Origin of the sequence: Actinacidiphila guanduensis, from assembly GCF_900103985.1 — a bacterium.
Taxonomy (GTDB): Bacteria; Actinomycetota; Actinomycetes; order Streptomycetales; family Streptomycetaceae; genus Actinacidiphila; species Actinacidiphila guanduensis.
Map to the genome: position 1 here is coordinate 386,627 of NZ_FNIE01000008.1, position 12,408 is coordinate 399,034.

General features: G+C 76.0%; 15 protein-coding genes. 7 read left to right on the forward strand and 8 right to left on the reverse strand.

Annotation, left to right across the window (positions count from 1 at the left end):
• Window positions 1-6: 6 nt before the first annotated feature.
• Complete coding sequence (locus tag BLR33_RS19705) at window positions 7-564, reverse strand: DUF6643 family protein (RefSeq protein ID WP_093785831.1); 558 nt, start codon at window positions 562-564, stop codon at window positions 7-9.
• A gap of 346 nt (window positions 565-910) precedes the next feature.
• On the opposite strand from BLR33_RS19705, the gene BLR33_RS19710 reads away from it, so the two are divergent.
• On the forward strand, window positions 911-1,861 hold the full coding sequence (locus BLR33_RS19710) for a hypothetical protein (protein ID WP_093785832.1): 951 nt from the start codon (window positions 911-913) through the stop codon (window positions 1,859-1,861).
• Between the two features lie 136 nt (window positions 1,862-1,997).
• Here BLR33_RS19710 and BLR33_RS19715 read toward each other — a convergent pair whose 3' ends face one another.
• Complete coding sequence (locus BLR33_RS19715; protein WP_093785833.1) at window positions 1,998-3,218, reverse strand: glycosyltransferase; 1,221 nt, start codon at window positions 3,216-3,218, stop codon at window positions 1,998-2,000.
• 122 nt (window positions 3,219-3,340) lie between these two features.
• On the opposite strand from BLR33_RS19715, the gene BLR33_RS19720 reads away from it, so the two are divergent.
• Window positions 3,341-4,096, forward strand: a complete 756-nt coding sequence (locus BLR33_RS19720) for a glutamate racemase (protein WP_093785834.1) — start codon at window positions 3,341-3,343, stop codon at window positions 4,094-4,096.
• Window positions 4,097-4,141: 45 nt separating this feature from the next.
• Entirely contained in the window at window positions 4,142-4,696 is a 555-nt protein-coding gene (locus BLR33_RS19725) for a hypothetical protein (protein ID WP_093785835.1), read from the forward strand.
• Window positions 4,697-4,928: 232 nt separating this feature from the next.
• On the opposite strand, the gene BLR33_RS19730 is transcribed toward BLR33_RS19725, so the two are convergent.
• Window positions 4,929-6,113 (reverse strand): O-antigen ligase family protein, encoded by a 1,185-nt coding sequence (locus tag BLR33_RS19730; RefSeq protein ID WP_245771519.1) that lies wholly within the window; start codon window positions 6,111-6,113, stop codon window positions 4,929-4,931.
• 191 nt (window positions 6,114-6,304) lie between these two features.
• Between BLR33_RS19730 and BLR33_RS19735 the strand changes: the two genes are divergently transcribed.
• Window positions 6,305-6,808 (forward strand): NUDIX hydrolase, encoded by a 504-nt coding sequence (locus BLR33_RS19735; RefSeq protein WP_093785836.1) that lies wholly within the window; start codon window positions 6,305-6,307, stop codon window positions 6,806-6,808.
• 99 nt (window positions 6,809-6,907) lie between these two features.
• Window positions 6,908-7,201, forward strand: a complete 294-nt coding sequence (locus BLR33_RS19740) for a hypothetical protein (protein WP_245771520.1) — start codon at window positions 6,908-6,910, stop codon at window positions 7,199-7,201.
• A 147-nt stretch (window positions 7,202-7,348) separates the two neighbouring features.
• On the opposite strand, the gene BLR33_RS19745 is transcribed toward BLR33_RS19740, so the two are convergent.
• The 5 genes from BLR33_RS19745 to BLR33_RS19765 form a co-directional block, all read right to left on the reverse strand.
• Window positions 7,349-7,741: a PTS-dependent dihydroxyacetone kinase phosphotransferase subunit DhaM gene (locus tag BLR33_RS19745; protein WP_093785837.1), complete on the reverse strand. Its 393-nt coding sequence runs from the start codon at window positions 7,739-7,741 to the stop codon at window positions 7,349-7,351.
• Between the two features lie 62 nt (window positions 7,742-7,803).
• Window positions 7,804-8,463 (reverse strand): dihydroxyacetone kinase subunit DhaL, encoded by a 660-nt coding sequence (gene dhaL, locus BLR33_RS19750; RefSeq protein ID WP_093785838.1) that lies wholly within the window; start codon window positions 8,461-8,463, stop codon window positions 7,804-7,806.
• Between the two features lie 181 nt (window positions 8,464-8,644).
• Window positions 8,645-9,637 (reverse strand): dihydroxyacetone kinase subunit DhaK, encoded by a 993-nt coding sequence (gene dhaK, locus BLR33_RS19755; protein WP_093785839.1) that lies wholly within the window; start codon window positions 9,635-9,637, stop codon window positions 8,645-8,647.
• 269 nt (window positions 9,638-9,906) lie between these two features.
• Complete coding sequence (locus BLR33_RS19760; RefSeq protein ID WP_093785918.1) at window positions 9,907-10,671, reverse strand: nucleotidyltransferase domain-containing protein; 765 nt, start codon at window positions 10,669-10,671, stop codon at window positions 9,907-9,909.
• 8 nt (window positions 10,672-10,679) lie between these two features.
• Entirely contained in the window at window positions 10,680-11,249 is a 570-nt protein-coding gene (locus BLR33_RS19765; RefSeq protein WP_093785840.1) for a TetR/AcrR family transcriptional regulator, read from the reverse strand.
• 278 nt (window positions 11,250-11,527) lie between these two features.
• Here BLR33_RS19765 and BLR33_RS19770 point away from each other — a divergent pair, with 278 nt between their 5' ends.
• Window positions 11,528-12,019, forward strand: coding sequence for a fluoride efflux transporter FluC (locus tag BLR33_RS19770; RefSeq protein WP_176930331.1), 492 nt, complete (start codon window positions 11,528-11,530; stop codon window positions 12,017-12,019).
• Window positions 12,016-12,390 carry a fluoride efflux transporter CrcB gene (gene crcB / locus BLR33_RS19775; RefSeq protein WP_093785841.1) on the forward strand — a complete coding sequence of 125 codons (375 nt, stop codon included), beginning with the start codon at window positions 12,016-12,018 and terminating at the stop codon, window positions 12,388-12,390. Before BLR33_RS19770 ends, crcB begins: the two co-directional genes overlap by 4 nt.
• The last annotated feature ends 18 nt before the right edge of the window (window positions 12,391-12,408 follow it).

A 12,408-nucleotide genomic window follows, 5' to 3' on the forward strand; every position in this document is an offset into this window, starting at 1 on the left:
GCGCCCTCAGCCCTGGTAGTAGCCCCCGTGCTGCTGCGGCGGGACGCCGACGCCCAGGTTGCGGCGCTGGTAGCCGTCCTCGGGGTGCCCGCCGGGCACCTGCCGGGGCGGCACCGGGCGCGGCGGGACCGGACGGGCCGCCTCGTATCCGGAGGGTGACGGCTGCGGGGCCTGCGCCGGGTACCCGGCGCCCGGGTGGCCGCCGTTGTACTGCGGGCGCGCGACCGGCGCCTGCTGCGGCACGTAGGGCGCGGGCTGCTGCGGGTACCCGCCGCCCTGGTAGCCGTTGTAGGACGGCTGCGGCTGCTGGTGCTGTGGCGGGGCCGACGGGCCGGCCGGCAGCGCGGGGAGAGCCGGCAGGGCCGGCAGATTCGAGCCCCCGCCATAGGAGTTGTAGCCGGCGGACTCATACGGCGGGTAGGGCGCGGGAACGCGGATGGGGGCGATCTGCGGGGTGCCGCGCTCGGCCACGAGGCTGTCGTAGATCGGGGTGTCCGGGAAGGACGCAGACGAAGGGTAGTAGCTGCCGGAGCCGCCACCGTACGAACCGCGGGGGGTGGTCATGGCCCATAAGGTAAGCCCACGATGTGGTCGTTGGGGAGAGCGATCGGTTGGATGTTTTGCGTGCAGTGAGTGACCTCCGGTCATCAATCCGAGCGAATCCGCGAAAAACGGTCAGCGGCTCATGATGTGATCAGGTAAAAGGCGCGCGTCGGGCGCGTGACGGGGGATTTCGGGGAGCACTGCCGAAGGGGTTTCGATGACGCTGCGCGCCGGGGAGTGCGTGGAGTTGCCGGGGGGCGTCCTATGGGTTCGATACGAGTCGTTCGGGCCCTTTGCCGGGGCGGACCGGGGGGTGCCGGCCGCTCTCGCGGCGGCTCCCGCCGCGGGCCGGACCGGAGCACGAGGGGTGCCGTGGGGCGCCGGAAGAGGCGCGGGCGGGCGCGCGCAGGCGCAGGGGCCCGCCCTGCTGGTCGCCGAGCCGCTCGCCGCCGCGGGCGCACCATTGCCCATGCCGGCGGGTGCACATGCACGGTCCGGCGGCGGCGGGCCGCACGGCGCCGCCCTGGCGGTCGACCCCGAGGCGCTGCCGGAGGGTGGCGGGGTGCGCGTGGTCCTGCGCGGAGCCGCCGCCCGGGGGCGGCTGCGTCTGGAAGCGGCGGGCGAGGACATCGCCGACGCCGACCTCCAAGGCGGCTGGGGGAGCGGCGACTTCGTGGTAGGGGAGATCGCGTCGCACGCGGGCGACTGGCACTTCCGGCCGGTGCTGCGGCCCGCCGGCGCCCGGCCCGCCGCCATGGTGCTCGACTCCGGCCTGCCCGTCGCCTCCCTCGGCCTCCAGGGCGCCCTGGGCGGCCTGCTGCGGGCCGTGCCGCACTGGCGGACGGCCCCGCGCGCCCAACCGCCCGCACGGCCCGACCTGGGCGCCCTGTACGAACTCGCCGACGGCACCAGGGGAGTGGTCCAGGCGCTCGGCGACTCCTACGGGCGCCTGGACGCCCCGCCGCACATAGAGCTCGTCCGCGACCGGCGCAGGGGCGAGCACCTTGCGCTCGACCTGGTGCGGGCCGGGGCCTTCCGCAGGGTGCTCCTGTTCGCCAGCGCCTATGGCGACCAGGGGCTGCGCGGCCTCGACGGCTCGGTCACCCTGCACAGCGAGCACGGTGCCGACATCGGCATCGGCCTCGCCCCCTGCCGCGAGCCGGCGACCGCCTGCGCGCTCGCCCTGATCACGCGCGACGGACCCGACCTCGTGGTGCGCCGCGAGGCCCGCTACCTGCCGGTGCGCGCGGGGCTCAGCCCGCAGCGCACCCTGGACTACGCCTACGGCTGGGGCCTGTCGTGGGCCCCCGGCCGCTGAGGGGAGGCACGAGCAGGCGCGGCAGGTGCCGCGGATACGTCGAAGGGGCCCGGACCGTCCGCGGCGCCGGGCCCCGCCCTGCGTGCCAGGCGCGCCCTACGGGGCCGGTCGCCCCAGTCCCGGCCCCATTACCGCCTCACGCCGCCGCGTCGGGCTTCGCGTAGGTGCGGCCCTTCCAGGCCGCCCCTCGGCCGCGGTAGTGCTGCACCGCCGAGTCCACGGTCATCAGCAGGTACAGCGCGGCGGTGTACGGCAACAGGGGCGCGAGCCACGGCGACTGGCCGTAGTACCGCAGCATCGGCACATAGGTGCCGGCCATCACCGCCCAGGCCGCGGCGCCCAGCACGCACAGCGGCCAGGCGCCCGCGACCGCGCCGCCGACCGCGGCCACCGGCGGCACCAGGTAGATCAGCGCGAGGCCGAGCACGGTGCCGGCGAGCACCAGCGGGTTGTGCCGCAGTTGGGCGTAGGCGCTGCGGGCCACCATCCGCCACAGCTCGGCGAGGTCGGGGTAGGGGCGCACGCTGTCCACCCGCTCGGCCAGCCCCAGCCAGATGCGGCCGCCCGAGCGCTTGACCGCGCGGGCGAGCGCGACATCGTCGATCACCGCCTGGCGGATCGACTCGGGCACGTTTGCCGTCTTGGCCGCCGAGGCGCGCAGCAGCACGCAGCCGCCGGCCGCCGCCGCGGTGCGGCCGCGGGGGCGGTTGATCCAGCGGAAGGGGTAGAGCTGCGCGAAGAAGTACACGAACGCGGGCACGATCAGCCGCTCCCAGCCGGTCTGCACCCGCAGCCTGGCCATCTGGGAGACCATGTCGAGCCCGCCCTCCCGGGCGGCCTCCACCAACGCGCGCAGGCTGCCCGGCCGGTGGGCGATGTCGGCGTCGGTCAGCAGGAAGAACTCCGCGGAGGTGCGCTCGCCCGCGAGCGCCATCCCGTGCCGCACCGCCCACAGCTTGCCGGTCCACCCGGCGGGCGGCTCGCCCGGCGAGGTGACGGTGAGCGGCAGGGCACCGGGCTGCCCGCCCAGGGCGCGGGCGAGGTCGCCGGTCCCGTCGGTGCTGCCGTCGTCGACGAGGAAGACCTCCGCGCGGCCCGGGTACTCCTGGGCCAGCAGGGAGGCCAGACTCACCCCGATCACCTCGGCCTCGTCGCGGGCGGGCACCACCACGGCGACGTCCGGCCACACCTGCGCGCCGGCCGGCCCTGCCGCTCCCGCTGCCCCTGCCGCGCCCGCTCCTCCCGCCGCGCCGGCCGCCTCGGGCCGCGGCAGGCGTACGTCCGTGCGCCAGAAGCCCCCCTGCCCCACCAGCAGCCACAGCCACGCGGCCAACGACACTCCGGCGATTCCCGTCATCACGCTCACCCGCAGCAGTCTGCCCGACGCGCCGGGCGGCGCCGCCCGCGGGCACCGTGGCGGTCGCCCGGCCGGAGGTACGCGCGCGGGGGCGGGCCGGCGGCTGCCCGTAAGGTGGGGGCGTGAAGATCGGGCTGGTGGATTCGGGGATCGGGCTGCTGGCCGCTGCCGCGGCGGTACGGCGGCTGCGCGCGGACGCGGACCTGGTGCTGGCGTCGGACCCCGACGGGATGCCGTGGGGCCCGAGGAGCGCGGACGACGTGACGGAGCGGGCGCTGGCGTGCGCGCGGGCCGCGGCGGACCGCGGGGTGGACGGGCTGATCGTGGCCTGCAACACCGCCTCCGTGCACGCGCTGCCCGCCCTGCGGGACGCCTTCGAACCCGGACTGCCCGTGGTCGGCACCGTGCCCGCGGTCAAGCCGGCCGCCGCCGCCCACCGCAGCGTGGCGATCTGGGCCACCCCCGCCACCACCGGCAGTGCCTACCAGCGCGACCTCATCGCCGCCCACGGGAACGGCGCCCTGGTCACCGAGGTGCCCTGCCCCGGCCTCGCCGACGCCGTCCAGGCCGCCGACGACGCGGCGATCGACGCGGCCGTCGCCGCCGCCGCGGCCCTGACACCGGTCGGCGTAAGCGCCGTCGTCCTGGGGTGCACCCATTACGAACTCGTCGCCGACCGGATCGCCGCGGCCGTACCCGGCGCCGAACTCCACGGGTCCGCGGACGCGGTGGCCGCCCAGGCGCTGCGCCGCATCCCCGGCGGGCCCGGCGGCGGCACCCTGGAAGTCGTTCTCAGCGGCCGCCCCGCCGGGCTGCCCGCGGTCGCGCTCGCCTACAAGGAGGGGGTCGCGCTCGCCGTGACACCGGCCACGGCTTGACGCGGATGGCTGCCGAGCGGCCCGCATATGGGTACGCTGCGAGGCATGACGCACGCTCCCCGGCCGGAGAACGGCGCGTCCCAGGTGTGGACGGGCCGGGCCAGTAACCGAATGCAGTGGGTGCTCGCCTCCGTCGGCGGTGCGTGCCTCGCGCTGGGCATCCTGCTCGCGGTGGAGGGCCCGGACCCCGCGTCCTCGGGCCTCGCCCCGCTCGTGATGTCCGTGGTCGGCTGCCTGGCCGTCGGCCTGCTGGTGCTCTTCGGCACCGTCGCCTTCACGCACGTCCACGTCCGGGTCGACCGCGAGGCGGTCCACGTGCGCTGCGGGCACATCGGCGTCCCGCGCCGCCGCATCCCCCTCGACGAGGTCAGCGGCGCCCGGCTGGCACCCCACATCAGCCCCCGCAGCTGGGGTGGTTGGGGCTACCGCTGGCGGCCGGAGAAGGGCACCGCCGTGATCGTGCGCCGCGGCCCGGGCCTTGTCATCGACCTCGGCGCGGGCCACCGCTTCACGGTCACCGTGGACGACGCCGAGGGCGCCGTACGCGCCATCCGCGAACTCCTGGGCCTGGCCCCGTCGCCCCCGCGTTCACCCCGCTGACGCGCAGGCCACCGGCAGCACAAGGGCGGCGCCCCGCAAAGGGGGCGCCGCCCTTGGCGCGTGGGGGCCGCAAACCATGGATGCGGGGTGCTCTGCAAGGAGGCGCGTGTCCCTGGAGACCGGATCGCATCCTGGGCCGCCGAGCCCGCGCCCAAGGCGGCGAGGCCCGCGCCCAAGGACGCCGGGCCGATCCGCCTCCATGGCGCCCCACGCCGCCTCCTCGGACGCGGTCTCAAGGCCGTTCGCCCGCTCGGGCCGGCGGGGTGAGCGGACAGGAAGTGGCGAGCCCGGCGAGCAGGCCCGCGGCGGCGGTCACCGCCGTGCAGCTGAGCACATGGTCCACGGTGGCGAGCATGCCGAGGCCGGTCAGGGCCGCGCCGGCGGTGAGGACCACCGGGGTCGGCTGCGGCGAGCGCCACAGGGCGCACAGCGTCCACAGGTAGGCCGCGCCCAGGAGCGCCGCACCTGGCACCCCTTGTTCCGCGGCCAGTTGCAAGGGCGCCGACTGCGGGGTCTCGGCCGTGGGCGTGTCGGTCGGCAGCGGGGTGCTCTCCTCGGCGAAGCGCTCGGGACCCACCCCGCGCAGCGGGTGCTGCCCCGCCAGGTGCACCGCCTCGTGCCACAGGGCCACCCGCGGCGCGGTGAGCTGCCCCGCCAGTGACTGCGACAGCCCGGCGGGCAGCGCGTCCACCGCCACCGCGTAGTTCGCCGACACCGCGATCAGCGCGGCCGCCGCGAGGCCGGCCAGGCCGAGCAGCCGGTGGCGCATCCGGGCCGCCGCGGCCGAGCACAGCAACACCGCCGTTCCCGCGGCGAAGGCGGCCGCGGACCCCAGCAGCAGGGTGGTGACCGCGGCCGCTGCCGCCACCAGCCACAGCGCGGCCCGCAGCGCCGTAGCGCACCCAGGGCCCCAGGCCGCGCAGCATGCCGCCCCCGTGGCCAGCACCAGCAGCGCGGCATCGGCGTTGTGGTAGCCGAGCGGCGGCGCGCTCCCGGCGGCCAGGCGGTCGCCGGGCACCAGGACGAGCAGCACCACCACGACGCTCCCCGCGGCCAGGGTGAGCGTCGCCACCATGGCGCCCAGGACACGGCCGGCGGCGTACCCGGCGGTGACGGCGAGCAGCGCGAGCAAGGTGCCCTCGGGCCTGGCCTCGCGCCCGGCCGCGCACACCAGCACCCATACGCCCCAGCAGGCCAGCACCACCATTCCCGCGGCGTCCACCGCGCCGGCGTGGGCCCGTGGCACAACGGTCGCGGCGGGCTCGGCCCAACGGGCGCCGTCCGGACGGGAACCAGGGGCCTCGTCGCTCTCGCGTGACGCGCCGACCTCGCCGGCGGCATCCGGAGGCGCGCCGGACCGGTCCAGGCCGCCGGCCGCGCCCTCGATGTCGTCGGAGCCGTCGGCTGTCGTGTCCATCCCCGGCCCCCCTGCCGCCACCCGGGCACGACGGGGTCCCGCACAGCCCGCGTTCCCCGCGTGGGCCCTGTCTTCCGGATCACCGTAACGGGTGAAGGCGCACCCTGTGGACATGTCGCGCAGGAACGCTGTCGACCTTGTGAAACCTGGTGCCGATGTGGCGTTCACCCCGCTTCTCGTAGGCTCGTGCCATGGCGACTCCCAAGTTCATCCAGGACATCCGCGCGAAGGCGGGGAACATCCTGCTGCTGCTCCCGGGCGTGGTGATGGTGGTCTTCGACGAGCGCGGCCGGGTGCTGCTCAACCGCCGTACCGACACCGGGCGTTGGGCACTGATCAGCGGCATCCCCGACCCCGGCGAGCAGCCCGCGGAGGCCGCGGTGCGCGAGATCGAGGAGGAGACGGGCGTCCACGCCGTGGTGGAGCGGGTGCTGAGCGTCTTCACCAACGAGCCGGTGGTCTACCCCAACGGCGACCACGCCCAGTACACCGACATCGTGCTGCGCTGCCGGGCGGTCGGCGGCGAGGCCCGGGTCAACGACGACGAGTCCCTGGACGTGCGCTGGTTCGCGATCGACGAACTGCCGCCGCTCGGCCCCATCGCCCGCGGCCGGATCGAACTCGCCCTGCGGGACGACCCCACCTGGTTCGCCCCCGCGCCGCCCCCGGCGGCAAGCGAGCCCTGGACGCCGTAGCCGGTCGTCAAACCCCCTGTGGCCAGGGGACTTTGTCGGTGCTTGGGAGTAAAATCGAGAGTGTTCGAAAGGGTTGGCCGACGCCTCAGGAGGACCCCGATGGCCGCTGCCGCACCGCCCGTGACCCCTCGCAGGACCACCCACCCGTCCGATCGCTTCACCGCACTGCAGAAGAAGCCGCTCCCCGCCGGCCTGCCCCGCGAGTGGTACGTGGCGCACAACCGCCGCCTGAAGACCATGCGGCTGGCCATCGCCCTGCTCGACTCGGGCGTCTACGAGCCGGCCCAGGCGGGCAACGGGCTGATCCGCCGCACCGCCGAGCGCATAGGCGTCCACCCGCCGTCCGACATCACCTGCCGCATGGTGCGCAACCTGATGCGCTACGGGCGCTGAGCACTCCGCCCCAGGCGCGGCCGACCGCCGGTGGCCGTCGAGGCACCCCGCACGGCGCCGCCACGTACGCGCAGGCCCCCGGGCCCGGATCATCCGGGCCCGGGGGCCTGCGCGTACGTAGATCAGGCGGCATCCGGCCGCCCGGCCTCACAGCTTGCGGTAGGTGTACGCCTCCCCGGCCGCCGCCTCCACCGCGTCGATGGCCGCCCCGGTCGAGGAGGTGACCACCGCGGCCACCGCGCCCTCCAGGAAGGGTGCGTCGACCAATCGGGTGCCCGCGGGCAGCTCGTCGTCGGCGAGCAGCGCCTTCACGGTCAGCACCGCGCTGCCGAGGTCGGCGAGGATCGCCACCCCCACCCCGCGGTCCACCGAGCGGGCCGCCGCAGCGATCAGGTCGGAGCTGGTGCCCAGGCCGCCGTCGGGCCCGCCGCCGGCCGGGGCGACGGGCACGTCCACCCCGCCGCCGGTCAGCGCCTTCGCCAGCTCGGCGACCGCGTTCGCGGCCGCCGCGCTGTGCGAGACGAGCACCACGCCCACCATCGGGTTCGTCCCCGCAGTCGTGCCCCCGGGGTCCACGGGCTCCTGCTGCGTTGCCGTTCCGGTCATGCGGACGCCTCCCGCGCGGTGTCGGCGAGCGCGGCGACCAGCAGCGCCGAGGACGTCGCGCCCGGGTCCTGGTGGCCGATGCTGCGGTCGCCGAGGTAGCTCGCCCGGCCCTTGCGGGCGCGCAGCGGAGTGGTCGCCTCGGCGCCCTCCGCGGCGGCCTTGGCCGCCGCGTCCAGCACCTCGGTGGTCGAGCCGCCGCCGGCCAGCGCCGTGTCCATGGCGTCGAGCGCGGGCAGCAGCGCGTCCAGCATCGTCTTGTCGCCCGCCGCGGCGCCGCCGAGCTGGGCGACACCGTCCACGCCGGCCCGCAGCGCGTCCCGCAGCCGCTCGGCGCCCACCGCCGGCTCGTCGCCGAGCTGCTTGCCGGCCCGCCGCAGCAGCGTGCCGTAGAGCGGTCCTGAGGCGCCGCCGACGGTGCTGATCAGGTGCCGCCCGATCGCGGTCAGCACGCCGCCGGGCGTGTCCGGCGGCTCCTGGCCGACCGCCGTGCGCGCGGCTATGAAGCCCCGGCGCATGTTGGTGCCGTGATCGGCGTCGCCGATGGGGGAGTCCAGCAGGGTCAGCCGGTTGGCCTCGCGGTCCAGCACGGTGGCCGAGGTGTCCAACCAGCGCAGCAGAAACGATGCGTCCACGGGCGCGTCGGGCAGGGCGTTCATACGGGGCCTTTCCACGGGTCGGCGGGTGGCGAGACGGGAGAGACGGGGGGAGTGGGGGAGTCGGGGGGAGCGGGGACGGGGTGCCGGGCGGCCCACGGCGCAGGCCCGGCCGTCCGGGCAGCTCAGGGCCACCTGGGACCGCCCGGAGCAGGCCGGGACCGTCCGGGGCCGCCCGGAGCGGTCAGCAGCCCCAGCGCAGCGCCGGCGTGGACACCGGAGCGTCCCACAGCCGCAGCAGCTCCTCGTCGGCCTGGCAGATGGTCACCGAGGCGCCTGCCATGTCCAGCGAGGTCACGTAGTTGCCGACGAGCGTACGGGCCACCGACACCTTGCGCTCGGTCAGCGCCCGGTGCACCTCGGCGGAGAAACCGTACAGCTCCAGCAGCGGGGTGGCGCCCATGCCGTTCACCAGCAGCAGCACCGGGGCCTCGGGGCGCAGGTCCTCCACCACCGCGTCCACCGCCACGTCGGCGATCTCGCCGGAGGTCATCATGGCCCGCCGCTCGCGGCCCGGCTCGCCGTGGATGCCGATGCCCAGCTCCAGCTCGCCGTCGGGCAGGTCGAAGGTGGGGCCGCCCTTGGCGGGCGTGCTGCAGGCGCTCAGTGCCACACCGAAACTGCGCGACGCCTCGTTGACCTGGCGGGCGATGGAGGCGACGCGGTCCAGCGGGGCGCCCTCGTCGGCGGCGGCACCGGCCAGCTTCTCCACGAACAGGGTCGCCCCGGTGCCGCGGCGGCCGGCGGTGTAGAGGCTGTCGGTGACCGCCACGTCGTCGTTGACCAGCACCTTGGCCACCTGCACGCCCTCGTCCTCGGCCAGCTCGGCGGCCATGTCGAAGTTGAGCACGTCGCCGGTGTAGTTCTTCACGATGAACAGCACGCCCGCGCCGCTGTCCACGGCCGCCGCGGCCCGCACCATCTGGTCGGGCACGGGAGAGGTGAACACCTCGCCCGGACACGCCGCCGTCAGCATCCCGCGGCCGACGAACCCGCCGTGCAGCGGCTCGTGCCCCGAACCGCCGCCGGACACCAGCCCCACCTTGCCCTCGTACGGCGCCCCGCGCCGTATGATCACGCGTCGCTCGACGTCCACCGTCAGTTCCGGGTGGGCGATCGCGATGCCGCGCAGCGCGTCGGCCACCACCGTCTCGGGTACGTTGATCAGCATCCTCACGGGTATCTCCTCGGCGGGTTGCCGACCGGCCCCGGGCCATGTGCCTGCCCGGCCGGGGCCGGTCTCACGGATTCTCGACCTCGGTGCCCGCAGGCCCTCGGGCGCTGCCTCGGGCGGTGCCGCGCGGCCCGGCAACGACACCGCCGGCGGGCCGAAGGCCCCGCGGTGGTCGTGTCCCCTGTTCCGTACCCAGCCGGCGCATGACCCCAGTATCCGCCGGTGATCGGCGGACGTCACGGCGAAGGCACCCGCTTGCCTGGTTCCCGTGCTCAGCGGCCCGCGCTGCCGAGCGCCTCCTCCAGTACGACGGCGGCCGCGTCCAGGGCGGCGTCCAGGGCGTCAGGGCCGGAGCCCAGGGAGGCCAGGACCGCGTCCAGGGAGCGCAGCCCGGCCCGCTCCAGCAGCGTCTTCTCGTTCGTGACCCATTCGCCGCGGGCGGCGAGCACGGCGTGGGCGGCCTGGCACCCGGCCACCGCGACGGCGCCCGCGCACTCGGCGGCCCGGCCCCTGGCCGCGTAGGCCCCGCGGGCGTACCCCAGGGTCAGCCGCGCCTCGCCCGCCCAGCGCCCGGCGGCCTCCCGCCGCAGCGCAGGCGGGTAGGAGGGGCGGGGCAGGTCGCCGTGCAGGACGCGGTTGACCGCCAGTTCGGCGAGGAGGATGTACGTGGGGACGCCGGCGAGGTGGAAGAGCAGGCGCTCCACCGCGAAGCGCCCGTCGCGGGCCTCGGCTCCGACCCGGTCGACCTCGTCCAGGTCGCGGTAGTGGACGTCGACCGGCCGGCCCTCGATCCGCAGCCAGGCGCCGCCGTTGAAGACGCCGCCGCCCCAGCCGCCGATCTCCGAGACCTCTCCGGGCCAGCCGAGCGCCCGCAGCGCGGCCGGGTCGAAGGCGCCGCGGTAGTAGACCGCGAAGTCCCAGTCGCTGTCCGGGCGGTGGGTGCCCGCCGCACGCGAGCCGCCCAGGGCGACCGCCCGCACGCCCGGCAGACCGGCGAGGCGGCCGGCCACATGGGCGGCGAAGGAGGTGTCGTCCATGGCGGCGGTCACGTGAGCAGGGAGGTCAGGGCCGCCTCGGCGATCTGCGCGGCCTGCGGCGGGTCGATGGGGGCGTGGCCGGTCAGCATCCGGAAGACGATGGGGCCGAAGAGCACATCGATCGCCACCTGGGGGTCGATGTCGGGGCGGACCTGGCCGCGGTCCAGGCCGCGCTGCCACAGCACCCGGACGGCCTCCTGGCGGCCGTTCAGGAAGCGCTCGCGCAGCAGGCGGGCGGCCAGCGGGTCGGAGGAGGTCTGGGCCAGCAGCTGGGCGAAGATCCGCCCGGCCGGACTGGCGTAGAAGGCGGCCACCCGGCGGGCCTGCTCGGTGAGGTCGCCGCGGGCGCTGCCGGTGTCGGGCAGCGGCACCGTCTCGGCCATCATGGCGGCGAAGGCGTCGATGGCCACGGCCGTGCGGTTGGCCCAGTGCTTGTAGATCGTCGCCTTGCTCACCCCCGAACGGGCGTTGATGGCGTCCACCGTGGCCGCGGGCAGGCCCCCCTCGGCGAGCAGCGCGGCCGTGGCGTCGAGCACGGCGGCCCGCACGCGGGCGCTGCGGGTCACGGGCGTGGTCATCGGGACTCCTGAGGGTCGTCGCCGGCTCCGCCGCACTATACGTTCACTCCACCGCGCGGCACCCCTCCCCGCGGCCGACCCGCCGCCGGGGGCACGGGGCCACCCGATACAATGGCGGCACGCGGACGCCCGTTGCGGCGCCGCCACGGCGGTGGGGCCCGCCGTTCCCGAACCGCGGCGAGGGTGCCGCCAACGGTCCCTGCTTGCGCAGCACGCCACCTGCCCGGCCCGACAGCCGGTGGCAGGCGTGCCGTCCCCAGCGAGTAGGAGAGATCCGCGTGTCCGAGCCCCGGCCGCCGCTTGCGGAAGAACCCGTCGACTCCGACGTCGACCTGCACGTACCCGAGCAGCGCGCCGAGTTCCGGCCGCACGCCGCCCCCGTGATCGCCGCCGTGGCCGTCGGCGGCGCGATCGGCGCCTGCGGCCGCTACGGGGCGGGGCTGCTCTGGCCGACCGCCGCCGGCGCCTTCCCGTGGACGACACTGCTGGTCAACGCGGTCGGCTGCGCCGTCATCGGCGTGTTCATGGTGCTGATCACCGACGTGTTCACCGCGCACCGGCTGCTGCGGCCGTTCTTCGGCACCGGGGTGCTCGGCGGCTTCACCACCTTCTCCACCTACGCCAACGACATCCGCGCGCTGATCGACGGCGGCCACCCGCGCACCGCGCTCGCCTACCTCGCGCTCACCCTGGTGGCCGCCCTCGCGGCGGTCTGGGCGGGCGCCACCGCGACCCGCCTGCTCGTCACCGCCGCCCGGAGGCCGCGATGAACTGGCTGCTGGTCGTCCTCGGTGCCATGGTCGGCGCCCCCCTGCGCTACCTCACCGACCGCGCCGTGCAGGCCCGGCACGACACCGTCTTCCCCTGGGGCACCTTCGCGGTCAACGTCGCGGGCTGCGCCGTCCTCGGTCTGCTGGCCGGCGCCGCCACCGAGGGCGCCGCCTCCTCGCACGTGCAGCTCCTGCTGGGCACCGGGCTCTGCGGCGCCCTGACCACCTACTCCACCTTCTCCTACGAGACGCTGCGGCTCGCCGAGGACGGCGCGCGCTTCTACGCCGCCGCGAACATCGTGGGCAGCCTGGCCGCCGGGCTCGGCTCGGCCTTCTTCGGCGCGACCCTGGCCCAGGCGATCTGGGGCTGAGCCCCCGCGGCGGGCCGT

Bases quoted from the DNA above. Each gene is read 5' to 3' on its own strand.
- crcB (WP_093785841.1), top strand. From the start codon at position 12,016: ATGAACTGGCTGCTGGTCGTCCTCGGTGCCATGGTCGGCGCCCCCCTG.
- BLR33_RS19740 (WP_245771520.1), top strand. From the start codon at position 6,908: ATGGCCGCTGCCGCACCGCCCGTGACCCCTCGCAGGACCACCCACCCG.
- BLR33_RS19745 (WP_093785837.1), bottom strand. From the start codon at position 7,741: ATGGTGGGCGTGGTGCTCGTCTCGCACAGCGCGGCGGCCGCGAACGCG.
- BLR33_RS19765 (WP_093785840.1), bottom strand. From the start codon at position 11,249: ATGACCACGCCCGTGACCCGCAGCGCCCGCGTGCGGGCCGCCGTGCTC.
- BLR33_RS19730 (WP_245771519.1), bottom strand. From the start codon at position 6,113: ATGGACACGACAGCCGACGGCTCCGACGACATCGAGGGCGCGGCCGGC.
- BLR33_RS19735 (WP_093785836.1), top strand. From the start codon at position 6,305: ATGGCGACTCCCAAGTTCATCCAGGACATCCGCGCGAAGGCGGGGAAC.
- dhaL (WP_093785838.1), bottom strand. From the start codon at position 8,463: ATGAACGCCCTGCCCGACGCGCCCGTGGACGCATCGTTTCTGCTGCGC.
- BLR33_RS19715 (WP_093785833.1), bottom strand. From the start codon at position 3,218: ATGACGGGAATCGCCGGAGTGTCGTTGGCCGCGTGGCTGTGGCTGCTG.
- BLR33_RS19760 (WP_093785918.1), bottom strand. From the start codon at position 10,671: ATGGACGACACCTCCTTCGCCGCCCATGTGGCCGGCCGCCTCGCCGGT.
- BLR33_RS19705 (WP_093785831.1), bottom strand. From the start codon at position 564: ATGACCACCCCCCGCGGTTCGTACGGTGGCGGCTCCGGCAGCTACTAC.
- BLR33_RS19725 (WP_093785835.1), top strand. From the start codon at position 4,142: ATGACGCACGCTCCCCGGCCGGAGAACGGCGCGTCCCAGGTGTGGACG.